The 18,663-nt window shown below is 33.3% G+C and carries 16 protein-coding genes; all 16 read right to left on the reverse strand.

Translation table 11 applies throughout. The features are described from left to right. Positions 1 to 161: 161 nt before the first annotated feature. Positions 162 to 1,469: a histidinol dehydrogenase gene (gene hisD / locus BN4220_RS19290; RefSeq protein WP_066720581.1), complete on the reverse strand. Its 1,308-nt coding sequence runs from the start codon at positions 1,467 to 1,469 to the stop codon at positions 162 to 164. An 87-nt stretch (positions 1,470 to 1,556) separates the two neighbouring features. Continuing rightward, positions 1,557 to 2,192: an ATP phosphoribosyltransferase gene (gene hisG, locus BN4220_RS19295; protein ID WP_066720584.1), complete on the reverse strand. Its 636-nt coding sequence runs from the start codon at positions 2,190 to 2,192 to the stop codon at positions 1,557 to 1,559. A 172-nt stretch (positions 2,193 to 2,364) separates the two neighbouring features. After that, the gene (gene hisZ / locus BN4220_RS19300; protein ID WP_066720587.1) at positions 2,365 to 3,624 is read right to left on the reverse strand and encodes an ATP phosphoribosyltransferase regulatory subunit; all 1,260 of its coding nucleotides are present in this window, start codon (positions 3,622 to 3,624) and stop codon (positions 2,365 to 2,367) included. A gap of 185 nt (positions 3,625 to 3,809) precedes the next feature. Beyond that, positions 3,810 to 4,349 (reverse strand): Holliday junction resolvase RecU, encoded by a 540-nt coding sequence (locus BN4220_RS19305; protein WP_066720590.1) that lies wholly within the window; start codon positions 4,347 to 4,349, stop codon positions 3,810 to 3,812. 12 nt (positions 4,350 to 4,361) lie between these two features. Continuing rightward, complete coding sequence (locus tag BN4220_RS19310) at positions 4,362 to 5,363, reverse strand: RluA family pseudouridine synthase (RefSeq protein WP_066720593.1); 1,002 nt, start codon at positions 5,361 to 5,363, stop codon at positions 4,362 to 4,364. 94 nt (positions 5,364 to 5,457) lie between these two features. Next, positions 5,458 to 6,108 (reverse strand): HAD family hydrolase, encoded by a 651-nt coding sequence (locus BN4220_RS19315; RefSeq protein WP_066720596.1) that lies wholly within the window; start codon positions 6,106 to 6,108, stop codon positions 5,458 to 5,460. Positions 6,109 to 6,123: 15 nt separating this feature from the next. Further along, positions 6,124 to 6,849 carry a pseudouridine synthase gene (locus BN4220_RS19320; RefSeq protein ID WP_197467960.1) on the reverse strand — a complete coding sequence of 242 codons (726 nt, stop codon included), beginning with the start codon at positions 6,847 to 6,849 and terminating at the stop codon, positions 6,124 to 6,126. Positions 6,850 to 6,876: 27 nt separating this feature from the next. Further along, positions 6,877 to 8,349, reverse strand: coding sequence for an RsmF rRNA methyltransferase first C-terminal domain-containing protein (locus tag BN4220_RS19325; protein WP_066720599.1), 1,473 nt, complete (start codon positions 8,347 to 8,349; stop codon positions 6,877 to 6,879). Positions 8,350 to 8,384: 35 nt separating this feature from the next. Next, positions 8,385 to 9,188 carry a GTP pyrophosphokinase gene (locus BN4220_RS19330; protein ID WP_066721196.1) on the reverse strand — a complete coding sequence of 268 codons (804 nt, stop codon included), beginning with the start codon at positions 9,186 to 9,188 and terminating at the stop codon, positions 8,385 to 8,387. 72 nt (positions 9,189 to 9,260) lie between these two features. Further along, positions 9,261 to 10,709, reverse strand: coding sequence for an LCP family protein (locus tag BN4220_RS19335; protein WP_066720601.1), 1,449 nt, complete (start codon positions 10,707 to 10,709; stop codon positions 9,261 to 9,263). A gap of 211 nt (positions 10,710 to 10,920) precedes the next feature. Then, entirely contained in the window at positions 10,921 to 12,153 is a 1,233-nt protein-coding gene (locus BN4220_RS19340) for an LCP family protein (RefSeq protein WP_066720603.1), read from the reverse strand. Between the two features lie 343 nt (positions 12,154 to 12,496). Beyond that, positions 12,497 to 13,957, reverse strand: a complete 1,461-nt coding sequence (locus tag BN4220_RS19345; RefSeq protein ID WP_066720606.1) for an aminoacyl-histidine dipeptidase — start codon at positions 13,955 to 13,957, stop codon at positions 12,497 to 12,499. A gap of 162 nt (positions 13,958 to 14,119) precedes the next feature. Beyond that, positions 14,120 to 15,484, reverse strand: a complete 1,365-nt coding sequence (locus BN4220_RS19350; protein ID WP_066720609.1) for a PFL family protein — start codon at positions 15,482 to 15,484, stop codon at positions 14,120 to 14,122. Between the two features lie 56 nt (positions 15,485 to 15,540). Next, positions 15,541 to 15,813 carry an ACT domain-containing protein gene (locus tag BN4220_RS19355; RefSeq protein ID WP_066720612.1) on the reverse strand — a complete coding sequence of 91 codons (273 nt, stop codon included), beginning with the start codon at positions 15,811 to 15,813 and terminating at the stop codon, positions 15,541 to 15,543. 110 nt (positions 15,814 to 15,923) lie between these two features. Further along, positions 15,924 to 16,718 (reverse strand): MBL fold metallo-hydrolase, encoded by a 795-nt coding sequence (locus BN4220_RS19360; protein ID WP_066720615.1) that lies wholly within the window; start codon positions 16,716 to 16,718, stop codon positions 15,924 to 15,926. Between the two features lie 219 nt (positions 16,719 to 16,937). Beyond that, the gene (locus BN4220_RS19365) at positions 16,938 to 18,647 is read right to left on the reverse strand and encodes a sensor domain-containing diguanylate cyclase (protein WP_066720619.1); all 1,710 of its coding nucleotides are present in this window, start codon (positions 18,645 to 18,647) and stop codon (positions 16,938 to 16,940) included. Positions 18,648 to 18,663 lie beyond the last annotated feature (16 nt).

Here is an 18,663-nt window from a genome sequence, read left to right on the forward strand (position 1 = left end):
TGCTGCCACAGGCAGCCTTATGCTTAACTCTACTTTCTCAATCTTTAACTCTATTTTCTCATCCCTTAACCTTGCTTATTAAAACTTAGCCAACCTACTTAATACTTAGCTTTACTGCTTAATATTTAACTCTATTTGTTAAATCACTCTATTTCCTTAAATTACTCTACTTCTTGATTTCCTTCAAAACGAACAGCAATTGAATTCGCATGTGCAGTTAGCCCTTCTGCGGTAGCAAACTTTACAATATCTTTATAAACTGGCTGTAGCGCCTCTTTTGAATACGAGATAATACTAGATTTTTTTATAAAATCATCTACACTAAGTGGTGAGAAAAATTTCGCTGTTCCATTGGTTGGAAGCACATGATTCGGTCCCGCAAAATAGTCTCCCAGTGGTTCTGAGGAATATTCTCCTATGAAGATAGCCCCTGCATTTTTAATTTTAGTCATTACTTGAAATGCATCTTTTGTTACTATTTCAAGATGTTCTGATGCAATTTCGTTGGCAGTGTCTATCGCTTCTTCTAAGTCCTTCCCTATTAAAATATAACCATAGTTATCAATTGACTTTGTTAAAATCTCTTTTCTAGAAAGTACTTTAATAAATTCATCTACTTCTTTAGCAACTTGATATGCAAGTTCTTTACTCGTTGTGATTAAAATTGCAGATGCAAGTTCATCATGTTCTGCCTGTGATAAAAGATCAGCCGCAACAAATCTTGGATTTGCTGTTTCATCCGCAAGTACCAAAATCTCACTTGGTCCTGCAATAGAATCAATACTTACATGACCATATACAGCCTTTTTAGCAAGGGCAACATAAATATTACCAGGGCCGACAATCTTATCTACCTTTTTAATACTTTTCGTCCCATGTGCTAATGCTGCAATAGCTTGAGCGCCACCCACTTTATAAATTTCTGTAACACCTGCTTCATGAGCTGCTACTAAAGTTCCTTCGTAAACTTTTCCATCTTTAGAAGGAGGCGTTGTCATCGCAATTCTAGTTACACCTGCAACCTTAGCAGGAATCACATTCATCAAAACTGAAGAAGGATATGCTGCTTTTCCTCCAGGAACATATACTCCCACAGCTTCAATTGGTGTCACTTTTTGCCCAAGAATAATACCATTTGGCTGACTGTCAAACCAACTATATTGCTTTTGTTTCTCATGGTATTCTCTTATATTCTTAATCGCTTTTTTAATCACACTAAGAACTTCTTTGTCTATTTTTTCATAAGCTTCTTGTATTTCTTCTTCCGTAACTAAAATATTTGAAGGGCTTAATTCTATTTTATCAAATTTTTTCGTATAATCAAATACCGCAGCATCACCTAGCTCTTTTACATCTTCAATAATTTGATTTACTCTATCTTCATACTCTTTATACTGATTTGGACTTCTTTTTAACAAATTTTCTAAGATATTATTCTTGGTTTCTTGATTTAATTCAATAATCCTCATAGTTCCTCCCATTCCACCGTCTGTGCGGGACAAATTATCACGAAAGAATCTATCTTGCTTATTCTTTCAACTGAAAGTAATTTTATTTTACAATAACGCTCTTAACTCGTTAATCATTTTTGTGATTCTCTCATTTTCCATCTTCATACTAACTTGATTCACAACCATTCGTGCTGATAACGGACAAATCTCTTCTAACACTTCTAATCCATTTTCTCTAAGAGTTGATCCCGTTTCAACGATATCTACAATTACCTCCGATAATCCTACGATTGGTGCTAGTTCTATGGAACCATTTAGTTTAATAATTTCAACTGTTTGATGTTTTTTATTATAAAAGTAATCTTTTGCAATATTGGGATATTTCGTAGCTACTCTTATTAATTCACCATGTTTTAGTAATTCTTTTGCAGAAGCTGGTCCTGCTACACACATACGACATTGCCCTATTTTTAAATCAATTACTTCGTATAACTTTTTACCTTCTTCTAATATCGTATCTTTACCCACGATTCCAATATCGGCTGCCCCGTATTCTACATAGGTTGGTACATCACTTGCTTTAGCTAAAAAAAACTTCAATTTTAACTCTTCATTGGTAAAGATTAATTTCCTTGAATTTGGATCATTTATTTCATCACATGTAACACCTATTTGCTCTAGTATTTCCATAGCCTTTTTCGCCAATCGGCCTTTTGCAAGAGCTATTGTTATATACTTCATACCCTATCCCTTACATGGGACTGCCACTCCTTAGTAACAGTCTCAACACCTTTCTTTTGATGTCTGATTCATAATAAACTTCTACTGTATTGAATTATTCTTGATTTGTTCTTGATTTGCTCTTGAACTATTCCTAAATTATTCTTGGATTGTTCTCAAAAATGCCGCTGCATTACTCTAAAAAATCGCTAAGATTTGCCATGGTCGTGCTACCATCACCTGCATTAATAACAAGAACCTCATTGGGTTTAGCTAGATAAAGAATCCCTCCAATTGAACTACGGTTTGCGTATTCAATATAAGTATTAATTTCTATCTCTTTTTCTTCTAATAAAAGCTCTATATTCATATCTTCGGAACGAAAATGCTGTGTTAAGGCAATTGCTGTATTTCTAAGTTCTTTTTTATAAACAATCAATGTATTGGTTGGCTCTAGTTTTGGTATTAATTTTTGTCTTGATAGTGCTGTTAGCAATTGGTCTACTAACACTGCCATACCAATTGCCGGTGCATCCTTACCAAATTGAGATACTAATGTATCGTAACGTCCCCCTGTTATTACTGCATCTCCAGTACCATTGGTATATGCTCTAAAAATAATACCTGTATAATAATTATATTTACTTAACATCCCCAAATCAAAGCTTATATACTTTTCAACGCCATATGCTTTTAACAAATCATATAATTGCTCTAATCGCTCAATTGCTTTAATCGCGCGTTGATTTTTTATGATTGACTTGATTGAAGATACAATCTCAATAGAACCAAAAAGTTCCGTAAGCTGTAAAAAAACTTTTTTTACTGGTTCTTCTATTTGCTTCTCTGAAATTAATTCTTCTACACCAAACAAATTTTTATTTTCAATAAGTACACGTAGTTGTTCTACTTCATCATCCTTTAAGGTTGCTTCTTCCACAAGACCTTTAAAAAAATCCGCTTGACCAATTTCTACTTGAAATTCCTCCAAACCAGATAATTTTAAGCATTCGACAGTTAGAACTATCATCTCTGCATCTGCTTCCACGCTAGCATCATTAATGAGTTCTGCTCCAAGTTGTGTGGTTTCTTTTAACTTACCTTGGTAACTACTGTTATTAATAAAGGTCGATCCACAATAACATAGACGAATCGGCATTGATTCTTCTTTATAATATTTTGCAACACACCTAGCAATGGATGGGGTGATATCTGGTCTTAATGCTAGAGTGTTTCCCTCTCGGTCGAAAAATTTGTACATATCCTTGCTTGGTACTGTTCCTCGTTCTTTACTAAAGATATCAAAAAATTCGAATGTAGGAGTCTGAATATCACGAAATCCATAACGATGAATTCTAGATTTTAGGTTCCTCTCTAAACTCATCTTTGTCTCACATTCCGAATTATAAATATCTCTAACTCCTTCGGGAGTATGTAATAATTTATCCATCATAAGCCCCAGATCCTTTCTAGTATATGTATATCGCGTTATTACACAAATGATATTAGTCTTATGCCAATTTCCTTAGTTGCTTTATTGTGGTAACGTGATAATTCGCTACCATGATAATGCAACAATTATAAATCATATAAAAAACTATGTCAAGTAGACCTACTTGATGTTTTTTATTAAATTTCTCATTCATCATCTCGCTCAGCGAGATCTTTGCTTAACTTTTCAAGGTAGGGAACAAAGATACCAGAATGCTTTGTAATCATGTAATCTGATGACAATTCATCAAATCTAAAGCTTTTGCGACCTCCATCTTTTGCTCTTTGCCAATATTTATCCAACTCAGAAAATCTAAGATAATAAAATATATCTTTTTTTACATAATAAATAAGCAGGAAGGAAACTCCACCCTGCTTTTCAAAATCTCGCATAAACTCTACTTGATGTTCATGGACATTTTGTAAGGCAAAGGTATCCACGGTACATTCTTTCGCATCAAAGCAAACAGGGATTCCCTGTACTGCTCCAATATAATCTACGGTACTTTTTTGCTCAAAATACGCTAAGGTAATATGCCTTTTCTCCTTATCAATCCGTATCGGAGTAATTGGCGTTGGTACCTTTTGTATTAAGGCTAAATTATTATCTCTATACTTATCATTGGTTAGGTTAATTAATTCTTCTAATACCGAACCTCTTAATCCTCTTGAATTCCATGACGGCATTTTAGGTTCTCCTTATCCAAAAATTTGTTTTTGTATTGATTTAAAAAAGCTAGGCTCCTTTGCAATAAATTCCTGATTGCTTAAAACCTGGAATTCTCCTTCAAGTTTCGGAAATTCTATGCGATACGCATGCAATAGCTGATGTTTTAATCCAAACTTTTGCTTTATTTGGCGATTCATTGCATCCGTTCCATATTTAAAGTCTCCAATCAATGGATGGGAGATACTTGCTAAATGTGCACGAATTTGATGAGTTTTTCCAGTAATCAATTTAACTTCAAGAAGTGTAAAATCATTGTTTGTAAGAATTGGTTCGTATTCTGTCTCAATTTTATCATACTGAGATAAATCAATTGCATTTTTCAGCTGCTTCTTTTCAATTTCATCCGTATTAATTACAGTTACTTTATTACTGCTCTCATCTTTATGAAGATATCCAGAAATTCGCTCTTTCTTAGTCATCTTTCCAACAACAATACAACGATAATACTTATGAATGGAACGGTCATGAAAAATTTGAGACATTGTCTGAAGACCTATTAAACTCTTACCAGCAACCACGATACCACTTGTATTGCGGTCTAATCGGTTACAAATACCTGGTCTAAAATGTAAAAGCTCCTCATTTGTTAAACTCCCCGTATCTAATAGATAGGATATAATATGTTCGTTTAATGAAACATCCTGCTTTTCCGCCTTTTGTGAAAGCAATCCCACTGGCTTATTTACAATCAGAACATTTGCGTCTTCATACAGTACAGATAAATTGTGATTTACCTTTTGTACTTTTACCTCCTCCTTAAAAGAGGCAATTGTTTCATCTGATAAAAAGAATTTGATTACATCATCAACGGCTAACTTCTCTGATCCATCTGCCTTTTTTCCATTCAATGTAATGTTTTTTTTGCGTAACATTTTATAATAAAAGCTTTTTGGCGCTTTGTTTAAGTATTTCGCCAAAAGCTTATCTAATCTTTGCCCTGCATCATTTTTTGATACAATTAATTCTTGCATGTATTACCTCTTTTTAATTTAAAATAATGGTGTTAATAATTATAACGCAATTTGCTGAGAGTATTGCCATTAAAAATCATGAAAATTTTATCATCTATTGTTCTAACAATTCTTCAAAAGAATCAATGAAATAGTCTGCTAATTGACGTTTTTCATCTTCATAAGATTTCGAATAATTATCTTGCACAGCACATACTTTCATCCCTGCATTTTTACCAGCTAATATTCCTTGTGGGACATCTTCAAAAACTAAACATCTATCAGGTGAAACGCCAAGCTTTTCACTTACTAATAAATAAATATCTGGGGATGGTTTTCCTTTTAACACTTCACATGATGTATGTATTGCATCAAAGTAAGAATCTATTTTTAAATTTTTAATAACAACTTCTACCAATTCCCTTGAATTACTAGTTGCAATTCCCATTTTTATATCCCGTGACTTTAATAGTTCTAAAAATGCCAGTACCCCCTCTTTTAAAGGAACTTCATTGGCATATTTATGATAAGTCATCTCATTCCATGTTGCTTTAATCTGGTCAATATCATCTGGTATTTGAAAACGTTCTTTAAAATAAGTTGCTGTCTCCGTAAAACTCATTCCTTCAATCGAAGATTGTAAATCATCTGGTAGTGCCAGGTTAAATTTAGCTAAATATTCGATATCTATTTGTTTCCATATTCCCATAGAATCCACTAAAGTTCCATCTAAATCAAATATTACTGCCTCAACTTTTGTTAGCATAAACTCTCCTTAATTTTATCCTTCTTTTAATGCACATAATTCTTCATTTGTTAGTGCTCTATAATCACCTGGCTTTAATGCTTCATCAAGGGTTAAGCTTCCCATGGACATACGTTTTAAATAGATAACTTCCTTTTGAACCGCTTCAAACATACGTTTTACTTGGTGGAACTTACCCTCTTTGATCGTTAAGAGAATTTCCGAAACTTCTCCAGCTACTAATATATCAAGCTTTGCTGGCATTGCCTTAAATTCTTCATCCACTTGAAGACCTTCCATAAACTTCACACAATCTTCCTTCGTTACAAGACCCTTTACTTTTGCATAATACACCTTATCAACATGTTTTTTGGGTGAAAGTAAATTATGTGCAAGCTCCCCGTCATTTGTTATAAGCAATAATCCTTCTGTATCTTTATCCAAACGTCCAACTGGAAATAAATCTTTTCGATTGCTATCTGTAATTAGATCAATTACTGTTTCACAATGATTATCAGTTGTCGCTGATATAACTCCTGCTGGCTTATTAAGCATATAGTATTCAAATTCTTGATATTGTAGCACCTTTTCATCAAGTGCGACAATATCAAGAGTTGTGTTTATTTTCGTTTCTGGAACTTTGCATATGCTACCATTTACAGTTACTTTTCCTTTTTTAATGATTGCCTTTACTTCACTTCTTGTACCAACCGAAAGTTCTGTAAGAAATTTATCAAGACGTATATTTTTTGCTTCTGCCACTGTTATTCTCCTATTTTACTATTCTACTTACATAAGTCGCCAGCCTGGTAGATACTTGTTTTTAAAGTTACCCTTTGAATATTTTCCAAAGCCTAGAGGATACCCATCTACACAGATCAATACCCAGCCATCTTTGCAAGGCTTCTTAATCTCAATTGATTCACATTTTAAATAACGAATAACATCTTCATCATCGGCTGACATATTATATACGTTATCATATTCCTCCATCGTAAGTGCATTGGCCAAAGACTGACTTGGCTCAAAACGATTTTTCTTCATTTCACCTAAATACAAACCAGAACGTAAGGTACGAAGTCCCTTGATATCCACAATTCCTTCTGGAAGTAAATAAACCCTGTCATCACGAACCATAATTCGCTTCATATCGATGTCCATTGATATATGACTTAAAAATTCCTTCGCTTCCTCAGATAAAAGCTTTTGTTCTTTTTCACTTGCTGTATATGGTACAAAAGTTTTTAATTCAGCTTCCTTCTTTTTATGAAGTAAAGCAACAAAATGACCTTCTCCAACAATGTGATGTGGCCATAAACGTAGACCATGCTTTAATTCGTCACTGCCGTCTTCTATCCAAGATGGTTTACCAAAATCAAAACCTTCATAAGATACGAGGGAATCTTGTTTCATTTGCTCTAAACGTTCTTTATCTTCCTCTGATAATTTATCAAACTCTTCGTTTGTAAGAAATGGTTCTGGTATTGCTGGTACCAATTCCATATCAGGTGCTTGTTCTAAAAGGAATTTCAATGTTCCTTCGTTTTCTTCTGGAGAGAACGTACAAGTTGAATATAAGAGATAACCACCTGGTTTTAACATGGAAACTGCTGATAAAATAATTTCTTTTTGTAAATTATTATAATATTCAACTCCATATTGCTCCCAGTTTTTCATAATCGCTGGGCTTTTACGAAACATACCTTCACCAGAACATGGGGCATCTACTAATATTTTATCAAAATATCCTGTGAATGTTTCTTCTAACTTCCCAGGCGCTTCACTCACAACAACTGCATTCCTAACACCAAATAGTTCTATATTTTTAAGTAAAGCTTTCGCCCTTGAATTACTGATATCATTCGCAACCAATAGGCCTTTTCCTTTTAATTTAGCTGCCAATTCTGTACTCTTACCTCCTGGTGCAGCACATAAATCTAAGACTTTATCTCCTGGCTTTACCGGTAATAAACTAGCAGGTGTCATCGCACTAGGCTCTTGCAGATAATATAATCCAGCAAAATAATATGGATGCTTTGCTGGTTGCTCATTCTCGCTATAATAATAACCATTTTTGATAAATGGAACTCTTTTTAGCTCGATTGGACTAAGTTCTTCATACTCTTTTGGTGATACCTTTAAGGTATTCACCCTTAATCCCCCATAATGTCTTGCTTCAAAACATTCTAAATAAGCTTCATATTCATCTTTAAGTAATTCTTTCATGCGATCTTCAAATAATTTAGGTAACTTTACTTTCATTGTATCCTCTTTCTCGGTATAAACTTTCTTTTTGCTTAATGAAGGCTTTGTGCTCGATAGCCCTCTGAAATAATATCTAATTCTTTATTAAAACGTTCCAGTTGTTCTAAATCTTCACTTTCATAAATACGGAAAAATTCATCCTGTATTTTAACAACCTCTCGTTTATTCGCAATCTTATATAAATTTTGTATGTTCGTTAAAATATCAGAAACTATATTTGCTTTAATATTAAATGAATTTTGAGCATCCATAATTTCACCACGAACAGAAGACATCTCTTCATCTAAAACCACGATTGCCTCTGCTGCCTTGTGTAAACGACTTCTAAGTTTTTCAGGCATATTTTGTTTGTATTTATATTGTAAAGAGTGTTCAACCGTTGCCCAGAAATTCATTGCTAAGGTACGAATTTGAATCTCCGCATGAATTTCTTTTGGACCACTTAAGGTTTCTACCTGATATCGAACAATTAAATGATAGCTTCGATATCCACTCTCTTTTTTATTTGTAATATAATCCTTTTCAAGTACTACTCTCATATCGGAACGGTTTTTAATTAATTCAACCACTTTATAGATGTCATCTACAAATTGACAGATAATACGAATTCCTGCAATATCTTCAATTGCAGTTTCCATGTGTTCAATGTCTATATTCTTCTTCTGAGCCTTCTCTAGTATACTTGAAATCGTTTTTACCCTTCCAGTAACTTGTTCAATTGGGGAATACATTCCCGCTTTACGATAAGCTGCAATGATATGATTAAATTTTACTAACATCTCATCTACTGCTAATGCATAAGGTTCTAATATTTCTCGCCACAATTGTATTTCCATAACATTCCCCTTTATTTCTTCTTTGCTTCTACCCTGCAAATTGTCAAAATTCATAGACTTTTGCATATAAATCTATTTCATTTCTGTCTCCTGCTTAGTATCATCATTCTCCCCAAAAACAAATTCATGTAATATCTTTACATTCTCTGAAAGATTTGGAATGATAACAGACATATCACGAATGTAAGTACTTTGATATGTTCCATCAGCAGGTATTCTTAAATCTTGTATTTCATTCAATCCAATATTATATGCTATTTTCATATAATTAGCAAAATCATTGCTAGTAAGATTTGTAGTAACTTTTGGTAGCAAACGATTTATAATTAACATCAAATCAATTAAATTTTTTTCTTTATATTTTTCAAATATTGCATTTAATAAAACCCTTTGTCTTGAAGTTCTACCAAAATCATTATACTCTTTATCAGCAGTACCAACATCTCTAATTCTACAATAACCAAGGGCCTGATCACCGTTTAACGTATTCATTCCTTCCACTAAGTTACGATTTTTTATCTCTGTAATATAGTTATTTGCGTTTAGGTAATTTGCTTCCCTTTCTGTGATATAAATATTAACACCGCCTAATTCATCAATGATCTCTTCAAAATCATCAAATCCCACCATGCAATATCCATCGATTTTTATATCAAAATTCATTTCTATCGTTTGATACAATAAATCAATTCCTCCAGTTGCATACGCAGAATTCAACTTATTGTCCCTATATCCTGGTATTTGGACATAAGAATCCCTCATCAAAGAGGTAAGCTTTAAACTTTTATCTCTTGTATTTAGAGTTGCTATCATAATTAAATCTGTGCGCCCCCTTGCCCCATCAGACCCAATTGCTTCCTCCCCAAGAAGAAGAATATTCGTAGCATACTCTTCACTTCTAGCTTCACCTTCTTCAGCATTTAAATTAACTTCATTTTCTGTTAACTGTGTGATATCTGTAGGTACTTCTACAATTTCATCTTGTTCTAATCCCGGTAAATCTGCTGCTCCATCTTCATAATTCACTCTACTTGAAATATAATCTGCAGTTAATTTTACCATAAGGTTTTGTCCTGGAGTCGTAAATAAAAAAAAACATCCAAACAAAACAATCAGGGATATTAAGATGATTGCAGGTTTTATAAACCGTTTATAATTCTTTTTTCCATTGGTTACTTCTATTTCTTTTGTTCCCAAGGTTTCATTCAATTGATTATTAATCTGTTTTGCAATGGAACCACTAATATCATCTATCATCTCTTCTTCATATTGATAGTTGTTTTGCATTACCTCTTTTTCAAGATCTTCCATTGTTAATTCATGTATATTGTCTGGTTTAATTTTTTGCTCTTTATTTTTTTTATTTTCCCCTGTAGGTTTTTCAATCGTTGCTGATACCTCGTCGATTAAACTCGTAATCAACTCTTTCGTTTCATTATCAAATGCTCTTGTAACCTGATTCATAAAATCATCATTGACGGAAGGATTTAAATCTTCTTCCTTCGAATTCGCATCACCCATTATAAACTCCTCAATCATCATAAATTGATAATCACTTTATTCTGTACAAGCACTCACAATATACCATTACAATTATATCATAAAATCCGTATTTTGGAACGAATTTTTGAAATTTATCGCAACAAAAACAGGGTGTCGCCGCAAATATTCATTCCTCGCGCAACACCCTGTTCCTACTTTATAACCAAATCTTTTATACTTTATACATCTCTTAATTTTGAGTTCCTGTAGGAGTAACCTCAACGGTTTCATCCTGATCTAAGTAAATAAACTTATATAATTCCTTAATATTAGCATCCCAATCTGGAATTAATACTGCTCCTACTTCATTTCTTGTAGAAGTATATAAGTCATTTACTGGGAATCTAGAAGTATCCATAGTAGTGATTCCATTTTCAACGATACTTTCAATGATAGAAGTAATCTCATTCGAACTTAAATCCGTTGTAATGTATTTTAAACAATCCTTTGTAATGGACATAATTTCAATTAAACCGCTAGATTTATATTTATCAAAGATTGCATTTAATACTCTTCTTTGTCTTAAGGTTCTACCATAATCAGAATTAGCACCACCTAAAGTTTCAACCTTACGAACTCGGCAATATCCAAGTGCTTGATTACCATTTAAAGTATTCCAACCTTCTTTTACATTACGATATGCTGGATTGGAGATATAATTTGTTCTATTAAGATAACTAGCTTCTTTTGCTCCTAATTCAATATTAACGCCGCCAAGACGATCAATAATTTTCTCAAAGGATTCGAAATTAACGCTTGCATATCCTTCTATCTTAATCTTATAACTTTGTTCAATAGTATCAATTAAAAGATCCGCACCACCTAAACCATATGCAGCATTTAACTTATTATTTTTGTGTCCTGGAATGGATACATAAGTATCACGAAGTAATGAAGATAATTTTACAGTATTATCTTTTGTATTGATGGAAACAATCATCATAGAGTCGGTACGACCTCCACCATTGATCTGTTCAATTCCCATGATTAAATAATTTTTAACGTATTCTTCCTTACGTAAACTTGGATCATCATATTCATCCTTTGAAGTATCCACAAGATTACCATCTACATCTTCTGTTTGCATCATTCCATGCAGATAATTACCAAGTAATCCATACACAACTTTTCTACCTGGATGTGTTCCAATTAAAAGTGCTAGTATTAATATGGACCCAAATAAAACTCCAAGCAAAATTTTCTTTGCTTTTGATTTCTTTTTTCTTTTTTTTCTATTTCTATCAGTACTCATAGAACCTCCCTGCCCCCCTTCTGGGTGATCCATCTCTTCCCTAATTTGTCTTTTTAAAGATTCATTAATATCATCAATGATATCATCTTCAAAATCCGTCGTATTTGTAAACGTTACAGAATTGGAAAAGTCTCTGCTTTCCTTATCCATAAAGTCATTATTATCCTTCATATCAGTCCCTCACTTTCCCATAAGTAATATAAATCCCTTATAGCAAATCACTTACTAAATAACATATTCTCAATGATTTCCTTCTCTTAGAAATCTTGTGTAGTAAGCTAGGCCTTTAGTCAGCTTACACATCATACGACATTTTAAAAGAAATGTAAAGTGAATTATTTATGTATATTTATTAAGAATTCTTTAATTAAAATTGAATATCTTTTAAAATTTTTTCAGATTAAATTACAATTTTCTACAAAGAAAACTCCAAGAAACGTTCTATAATTACACTTAGAAAGTTTCTTGGAGTAAGGTACAAAATTATAAAGAAAATTTAATAAATACTATTTTTTTATTTCATTTCTTCCAGTAATTTCTCAACAAATTTGTAAACACGAATACTAGAAGAGATGCTAAGACGTTCTTTTGGTGTATGAATATCCTTCATATCAGGACCAATAGATACAATTTCAATTCCAGGTATCTTTTCACTAATAATACCGCATTCTAGACCAGCATGAATTGCTAATAATTTAGGTTCATATCCGTATTCTTTTTCAAATACTTTACTAACCATATCACGGAATGGTGATTCCTTTTGATATTCCCAAGCTGGATATTCTGAATTTGCATCACTATGCGCTCCTAAGAAATCAAATAGATATATTAATTTATCTCTTAAGTAATCTTTGTAACTACTTACTGAACTACGGATAGAAAAATGGAAAACAGCATTTTCTTCTTGTACTTCAAAAATTCCAAGATTCAATGAACTTTCAACCAAGCCTTCAACATTAGAGCTCATAACCTGTACCCCGTTTGGTGCTTGTATTAAAAGGAAAAGCATTTTTTCAAAAGACGTTGGATGAAGTACCATTGCCTTTGTTTCGTTTCCTAAGCTTCCCTTAATGTAAAGGTTTGGTTCTTCGCCCTCTAATTCTTTTTTATACATTTCTTCTAACTTACCAATGCAATCAATTAACTCATTCTTTTGTTCCATTGAAAGAACTAATTTTGCTTCTGCATAAGATGGAATGGCGTTATCTTTTGTTCCACCAAACATGCTTACTAATGAAAATTGAAATTCTTCTTTTAATTTCATTAATACTCTTGCAAGAAGAAGTGTTGCATTTGTTCTGTAATGATGAATTTCAGCACCAGAATGGCCACCCTTTAGACCGCCAATGGTAATTGTAGCTTCAACACCACTCTCTTCAATACGTTTTAATGGAAGTTCTCCATAAAGTCTTAGACCACCAGCACAACCAACTAAAACAGTTCCCTCATCTTCAGAATCCACATTTATCATGTACTTGCCTTTTAAAAGGGAAGGGTCTAACGCTTTTGCTCCATCCATACCTGTTTCTTCATCTGTAGTTATTAATACTTCAAGGGCTGGATGTGAAATTGTATTATCAGCAAGTAATGCTAAACCAAAAGCAACCGCAATACCATCATCACCACCTAAGGTAGTTTTATTTGCATGAAGATAATCTCCATCTACTAATAACTCAATTCCCTCTTTCGTAAAATCATGAGATACATCTTCAGCTTTTACGCAAACCATATCCATATGTCCTTGAATAATTACAGGTTCATGATTTTCATATCCCTTTGTTGCATCTTTATAGATGATTACGTTTAATGCCTCATCTTGAACATAACGTAAGCCATGCTCTTTTGCAAAATTAACAATATAATCACTAATTCCTTGATTGTTATAAGATCCTCTTGGAACCGCTGATATTTCTGTAAAATATTTTAATACATTTTTATAATCCATGCTTTCAAGCATTTCATTTACACTACTCATATCTTTATTACCTTTCTTATTTATACTATTTCTGTACTTTGTTTATCTTCAAAACTTCATACATTTTATCACTAAATCTTAGACTACTATTCAGAATCTATCTGGTTGAAATTATTAATTATCATATTTTCAAATATAAATAGTAGCTTTGGCACTTTTTACTTAGTTTTTAAAACTATGAATTGGAGCTGGAATTCTTCCACCACGATTGATAAATGCGTCACAACCAAAAGAGTTTACTGGCATAACCGGTGCATAACCCAAAAGTCCACCAAATTCAGCCATTTCACCTACACCTTTACCAATCACTGGAATCAGACGAACTGCTGTTGTTTTTTGATTGATCATACCAATTGCCATCTCATCTGCGATAATTCCAGAAATTGTACTTGCTTTTGTGTCCCCAGGAATTGCAATCATATCAAGTCCTACAGAACATACACAAGTCATAGCCTCTAATTTTTCAAGAGTTAAACAACCAGCTTGAACAGCGTCAATCATACCTTGATCTTCACTAACAGGGATGAACGCACCACTTAATCCTCCGACATAAGAAGATGCCATTACTCCACCTTTTTTCACTTGATCATTTAATAATGCAAGGGCTGCTGTAGTTCCTGGAGCTCCCGGATATTCAAGTCCAATTTCTTGTAAAATTTCTGCCACACTATCACCAACTGCTGGAGTAGGTGCAAGAGATAAATCTACGATACCAAATGGTATATTTAAATATTTTGATGCTTCTTGGGCTACTAACTGGCCAACACGAGTGATTTTAAAGGCTGTCTTCTTAATCGTCTCACAAAGTGTTCCAAAATCAGCTCCTCTAACACTTTCAAGGGCTGTTTTAACAACACCAGGACCGCTTACACCCACATTAATGATACAATCTGCTTCTGTAACACCATGGAAAGCGCCAGCCATAAATGGATTATCGTCAGGAGCATTACAAAATACAACTAACTTTGCACAGCCTAAGGAGTCAATTTCTTTTGTAAGTTCAGCTGTTTTTAATATTGTTTCGCCAAGCATTTTAACAGCATCCATATTAATTCCTGTTTTCGTTGAACCTACGTTTACAGAACTACAAACACGTTCTGTCTTTTGCATAGCCTCTGGAATGGACTCAATTAAAAGTCGCTCGGAATTTGTCATTCCCTTGGATACCAAAGCAGAATAACCACCGATAAAGTTTACACCAACCTGTTTTGCAGCAGCATCTAATGTTTTTGCAATAGAAACATAATCCTCTGCACTCTTACAAGCGCTTCCTCCAATAAAACCAATTGGAGTAACTGAGATACGCTTATTAACTACTGGTATTCCAAATTCCTTCTCAATTCGTTTTCCTGTTGCTACTAAATCCTTTGCTACTCTTGTTATTTTGTCATAAATATTGCGATTCAATACTTCTAAATTGCTATCGATACAATCAAGAAGACTTATTCCTAGTGTAATAGTTCTAACATCAAGATTTGCTTTCTCAATCATCGTATTTGTTTCGATAACTTCGTTTATATTTATCATGGCAATAATCTCCTTTGTCTTAAATGAATGCAAAAATCGTGAAATCTAGTTACAGATTAAATGCGATGCATCATATCAAAAATTTCTTCACGCTGTGCTTTGATATTAACACCTATTTCTTCTCCGATTTGTTCTAGTTCACTAGCAAGATTATTAAAATCTTTAGGAGCTTCATTTGTATCTACAATCATCATCATGTTAAAGTATCCTTGTACGATAGTTTGAGAAATATCTAAGATATTTACACGATTATTTGCAAGATATGTACATACCTTCGCTATAATACCCACTTGATCATGTCCTACCACTGTAATAATTGTCTTCTTCATTTTTATCCTCCTTAAGCTAATACAAATAATAACATGAACCAAAAGTGTTCATGGTGTTTTTGCTTTTATTGGTATCTACAAATGTTTGTAGATACCTCCTTTTTTCTTCATTACACCATAAGTAAATTTGATGGTGTATCTCTATTGGCTACTGCTAAACTTGGCATTGGCATTTTACTCCCAACACTTCGCTCTAATTCCACTCGAACTGTTTCATAAGCCAACTCTGCATAGTTATTTTCTTTACTTAAGTGTGCTAATAAAATATGTTGCATTCCATCATGAAGTAACTCACATATTAATTGAGCAGATAAATCGTTGGATAAATGACCACGATCCCCTAAGATACGTTGCTTTAGGTGGTACGGATATCCCCCAACCATTAACATGTTAACATCATGATTTGCTTCCAAATATAAGACTTCTGATCCAGTAAGTTTTTCTATTATATAAGAATCATACTTGCCTAAATCAGTTGCCATACCAACTTTATGCCCATCTGAACTAAATGTATAGCAAACAGGATTGCAAGCGTCATGAGACATAGAAAACGGTTCTACAACAATATCACCAAGTAAGAAATCTTCATCCGGCTTAATAAATCGTAATAATCCCTCTTCTATCTTACCTACATTCCCTTGCTTTAAGATTGCATTGATTGTTTCAACTGTACCATATACTGGCACCTTGTATCTTCTTGCCAGTACTCCTAGCCCTTGTATATGGTCCGTATGTTCATGAGTAATGAGAATTCCCTGTAGATTTGCTGGATCTACATTTATACTACTAAGACCATTCTCAATTCTTTTCCCACTAACACCTGCATCTACTAAAAGATTCGTCGTATCAGTTCCTATATATAAACAATTGCCACTACTACCACTAGCAATGCTGCATAACTTCATATTTCACCTTTGCCTTTCATTGTGAATTATCTTTCTAGTATGTCTTTATTAATAGTTCAAAGTATATCTCATAATATATGAAAATTCAAGAACTAATACCCTAACTAAATTTATTTTAACGAAGCTTTGCAATCAACAAAAAGCGTGAAAAGTCATAAAAAAAGCTAAACGGCCATATTCCTATGAGCGTTCAGCTTTCTTATCGTATACCTAATTATTTTATTCATTTTGTAGATTCACAAATTCATGTATCTCTTTTGTATCTATGGTAACCTGATTACGACCTGATTTTTTCGAAAAGTACATAGCTTCATCAGCACGATTAAGTAGTTCATGAACTCGATCACAAGTTTCTGGATAAGATGCGATGCCAACACTAACTCTAGTTTTAACAACCTGTCCATCACATTCAAGTCTGATATCTCGTACCATTGCTCTCATTTCCTCAACAAATGAAGCACATTCTTTAACACCGCAATCTGGAAATACCATTACAAATTCTTCTCCTCCATAACGGGCAGCTATTCCATTATGTTTCCTGGCCACGATATCCGCATACTCCGCAATCTTTTTAATCACTTCATCTCCAAATAAATGCCCATAAGTATCATTTATTTGTTTAAATCGATCAATATCAATGAGTGCAACGGATAATGGAGAATTCGTTTGTGCTGCATGCTTAGAAAACTTATCTACTTGAGCATTCAATTGACCACGATTATAAATACCTGTCAACGAATCACGAATTGCCATATCCTTCATCTTTGAGAACATGTCTGCATTATGTAGCGCAATTAAAAACTGTGCTACAATTGTTTCAAAAAATTCAAGATTATCATCAAAAAAATCACCGCCTGAATGTCCACAAATTAATGCTCCATTTGCTTCCGCTCCCATCACTAATGGAATGATTAATAGGGATTTAATTTCATTTTTACAAATAAAAGGATATTTTCCAGCTTGTACTTGGTTGTCAATGTAGACATCCTTTGATTCTATATAAGGCTCGAAGCTCCCTTGTAAAATAGCATTACTTAATAAGGCTTCCGATTCTGTTGATATACGCGTACGAACTCTATATGTAATCTCTTTTGAGTTCGCTACTTTAGGTTGTAATACAATTGCACATATATGAAGTCCAAAAGCCTCAAAAATAGATTCTGTAATCAGCTCCATTAACGTGTTAATCTCTAAGGATGATGAAATATATTTGATAATTGTATTTTGAATCGTCATCTCGGAATTAACACTGTTAATTTTATTATAGGCAGCTTCTAACTTAATCTTTTGAATTCCTAATTCTTCATTGGCTTTTTTAACTTTTTCTTGATGAATCTTAAGCGCATCAATTGCTTCTTTTGTACTTTCTGAAAGACGACGTTCCTTAAATAGCTTCTTCTCTGCATTAACCACTTGCTCAGAAATTAATTTACTAACATGATAAACAAAAAACAAATTAGCAATCACAGTACATAGCATAGCAAATAATATTTCTTGATTTCTTTGTTGTATAATAAGATAGAAAATCATTACAATAACACATGGCGTCGATGTTATTAATAATATTACCTTTCGAATATAGGTATCTGTTATATCATATATCAGCATTAATTCTATTATTAAAAGAAGATACACTAATTCAAAGAAAACCGATACCGGGTTTCCAAGTGTTACTAAAAAAGTATATGAAATTATAATAAGTTGAACAAAGCGAATTCCGATTAGTATTTTTTCTTGTCCTTTATTGCCTAAAAACGCAACCCCAAAATTCACTATTAGTAAAAAACTAGCACATATTAAGCTAATGATTCCGACGGAATCATTAACACTAAAGGCTTGTATAAACGTAAATATCCAGAAGATGATTCCTACATAAATATGAGTCTTTGCAAATGAGTGTTGATTAAAAACAGCCCCATCCTTCTCCATGATAATATCCTCCCGA

It is taken from the genome of Clostridium sp. Marseille-P299, from assembly GCF_900078195.1.
Taxonomy (GTDB): domain Bacteria; phylum Bacillota; class Clostridia; order Lachnospirales; family Lachnospiraceae; genus Lachnoclostridium.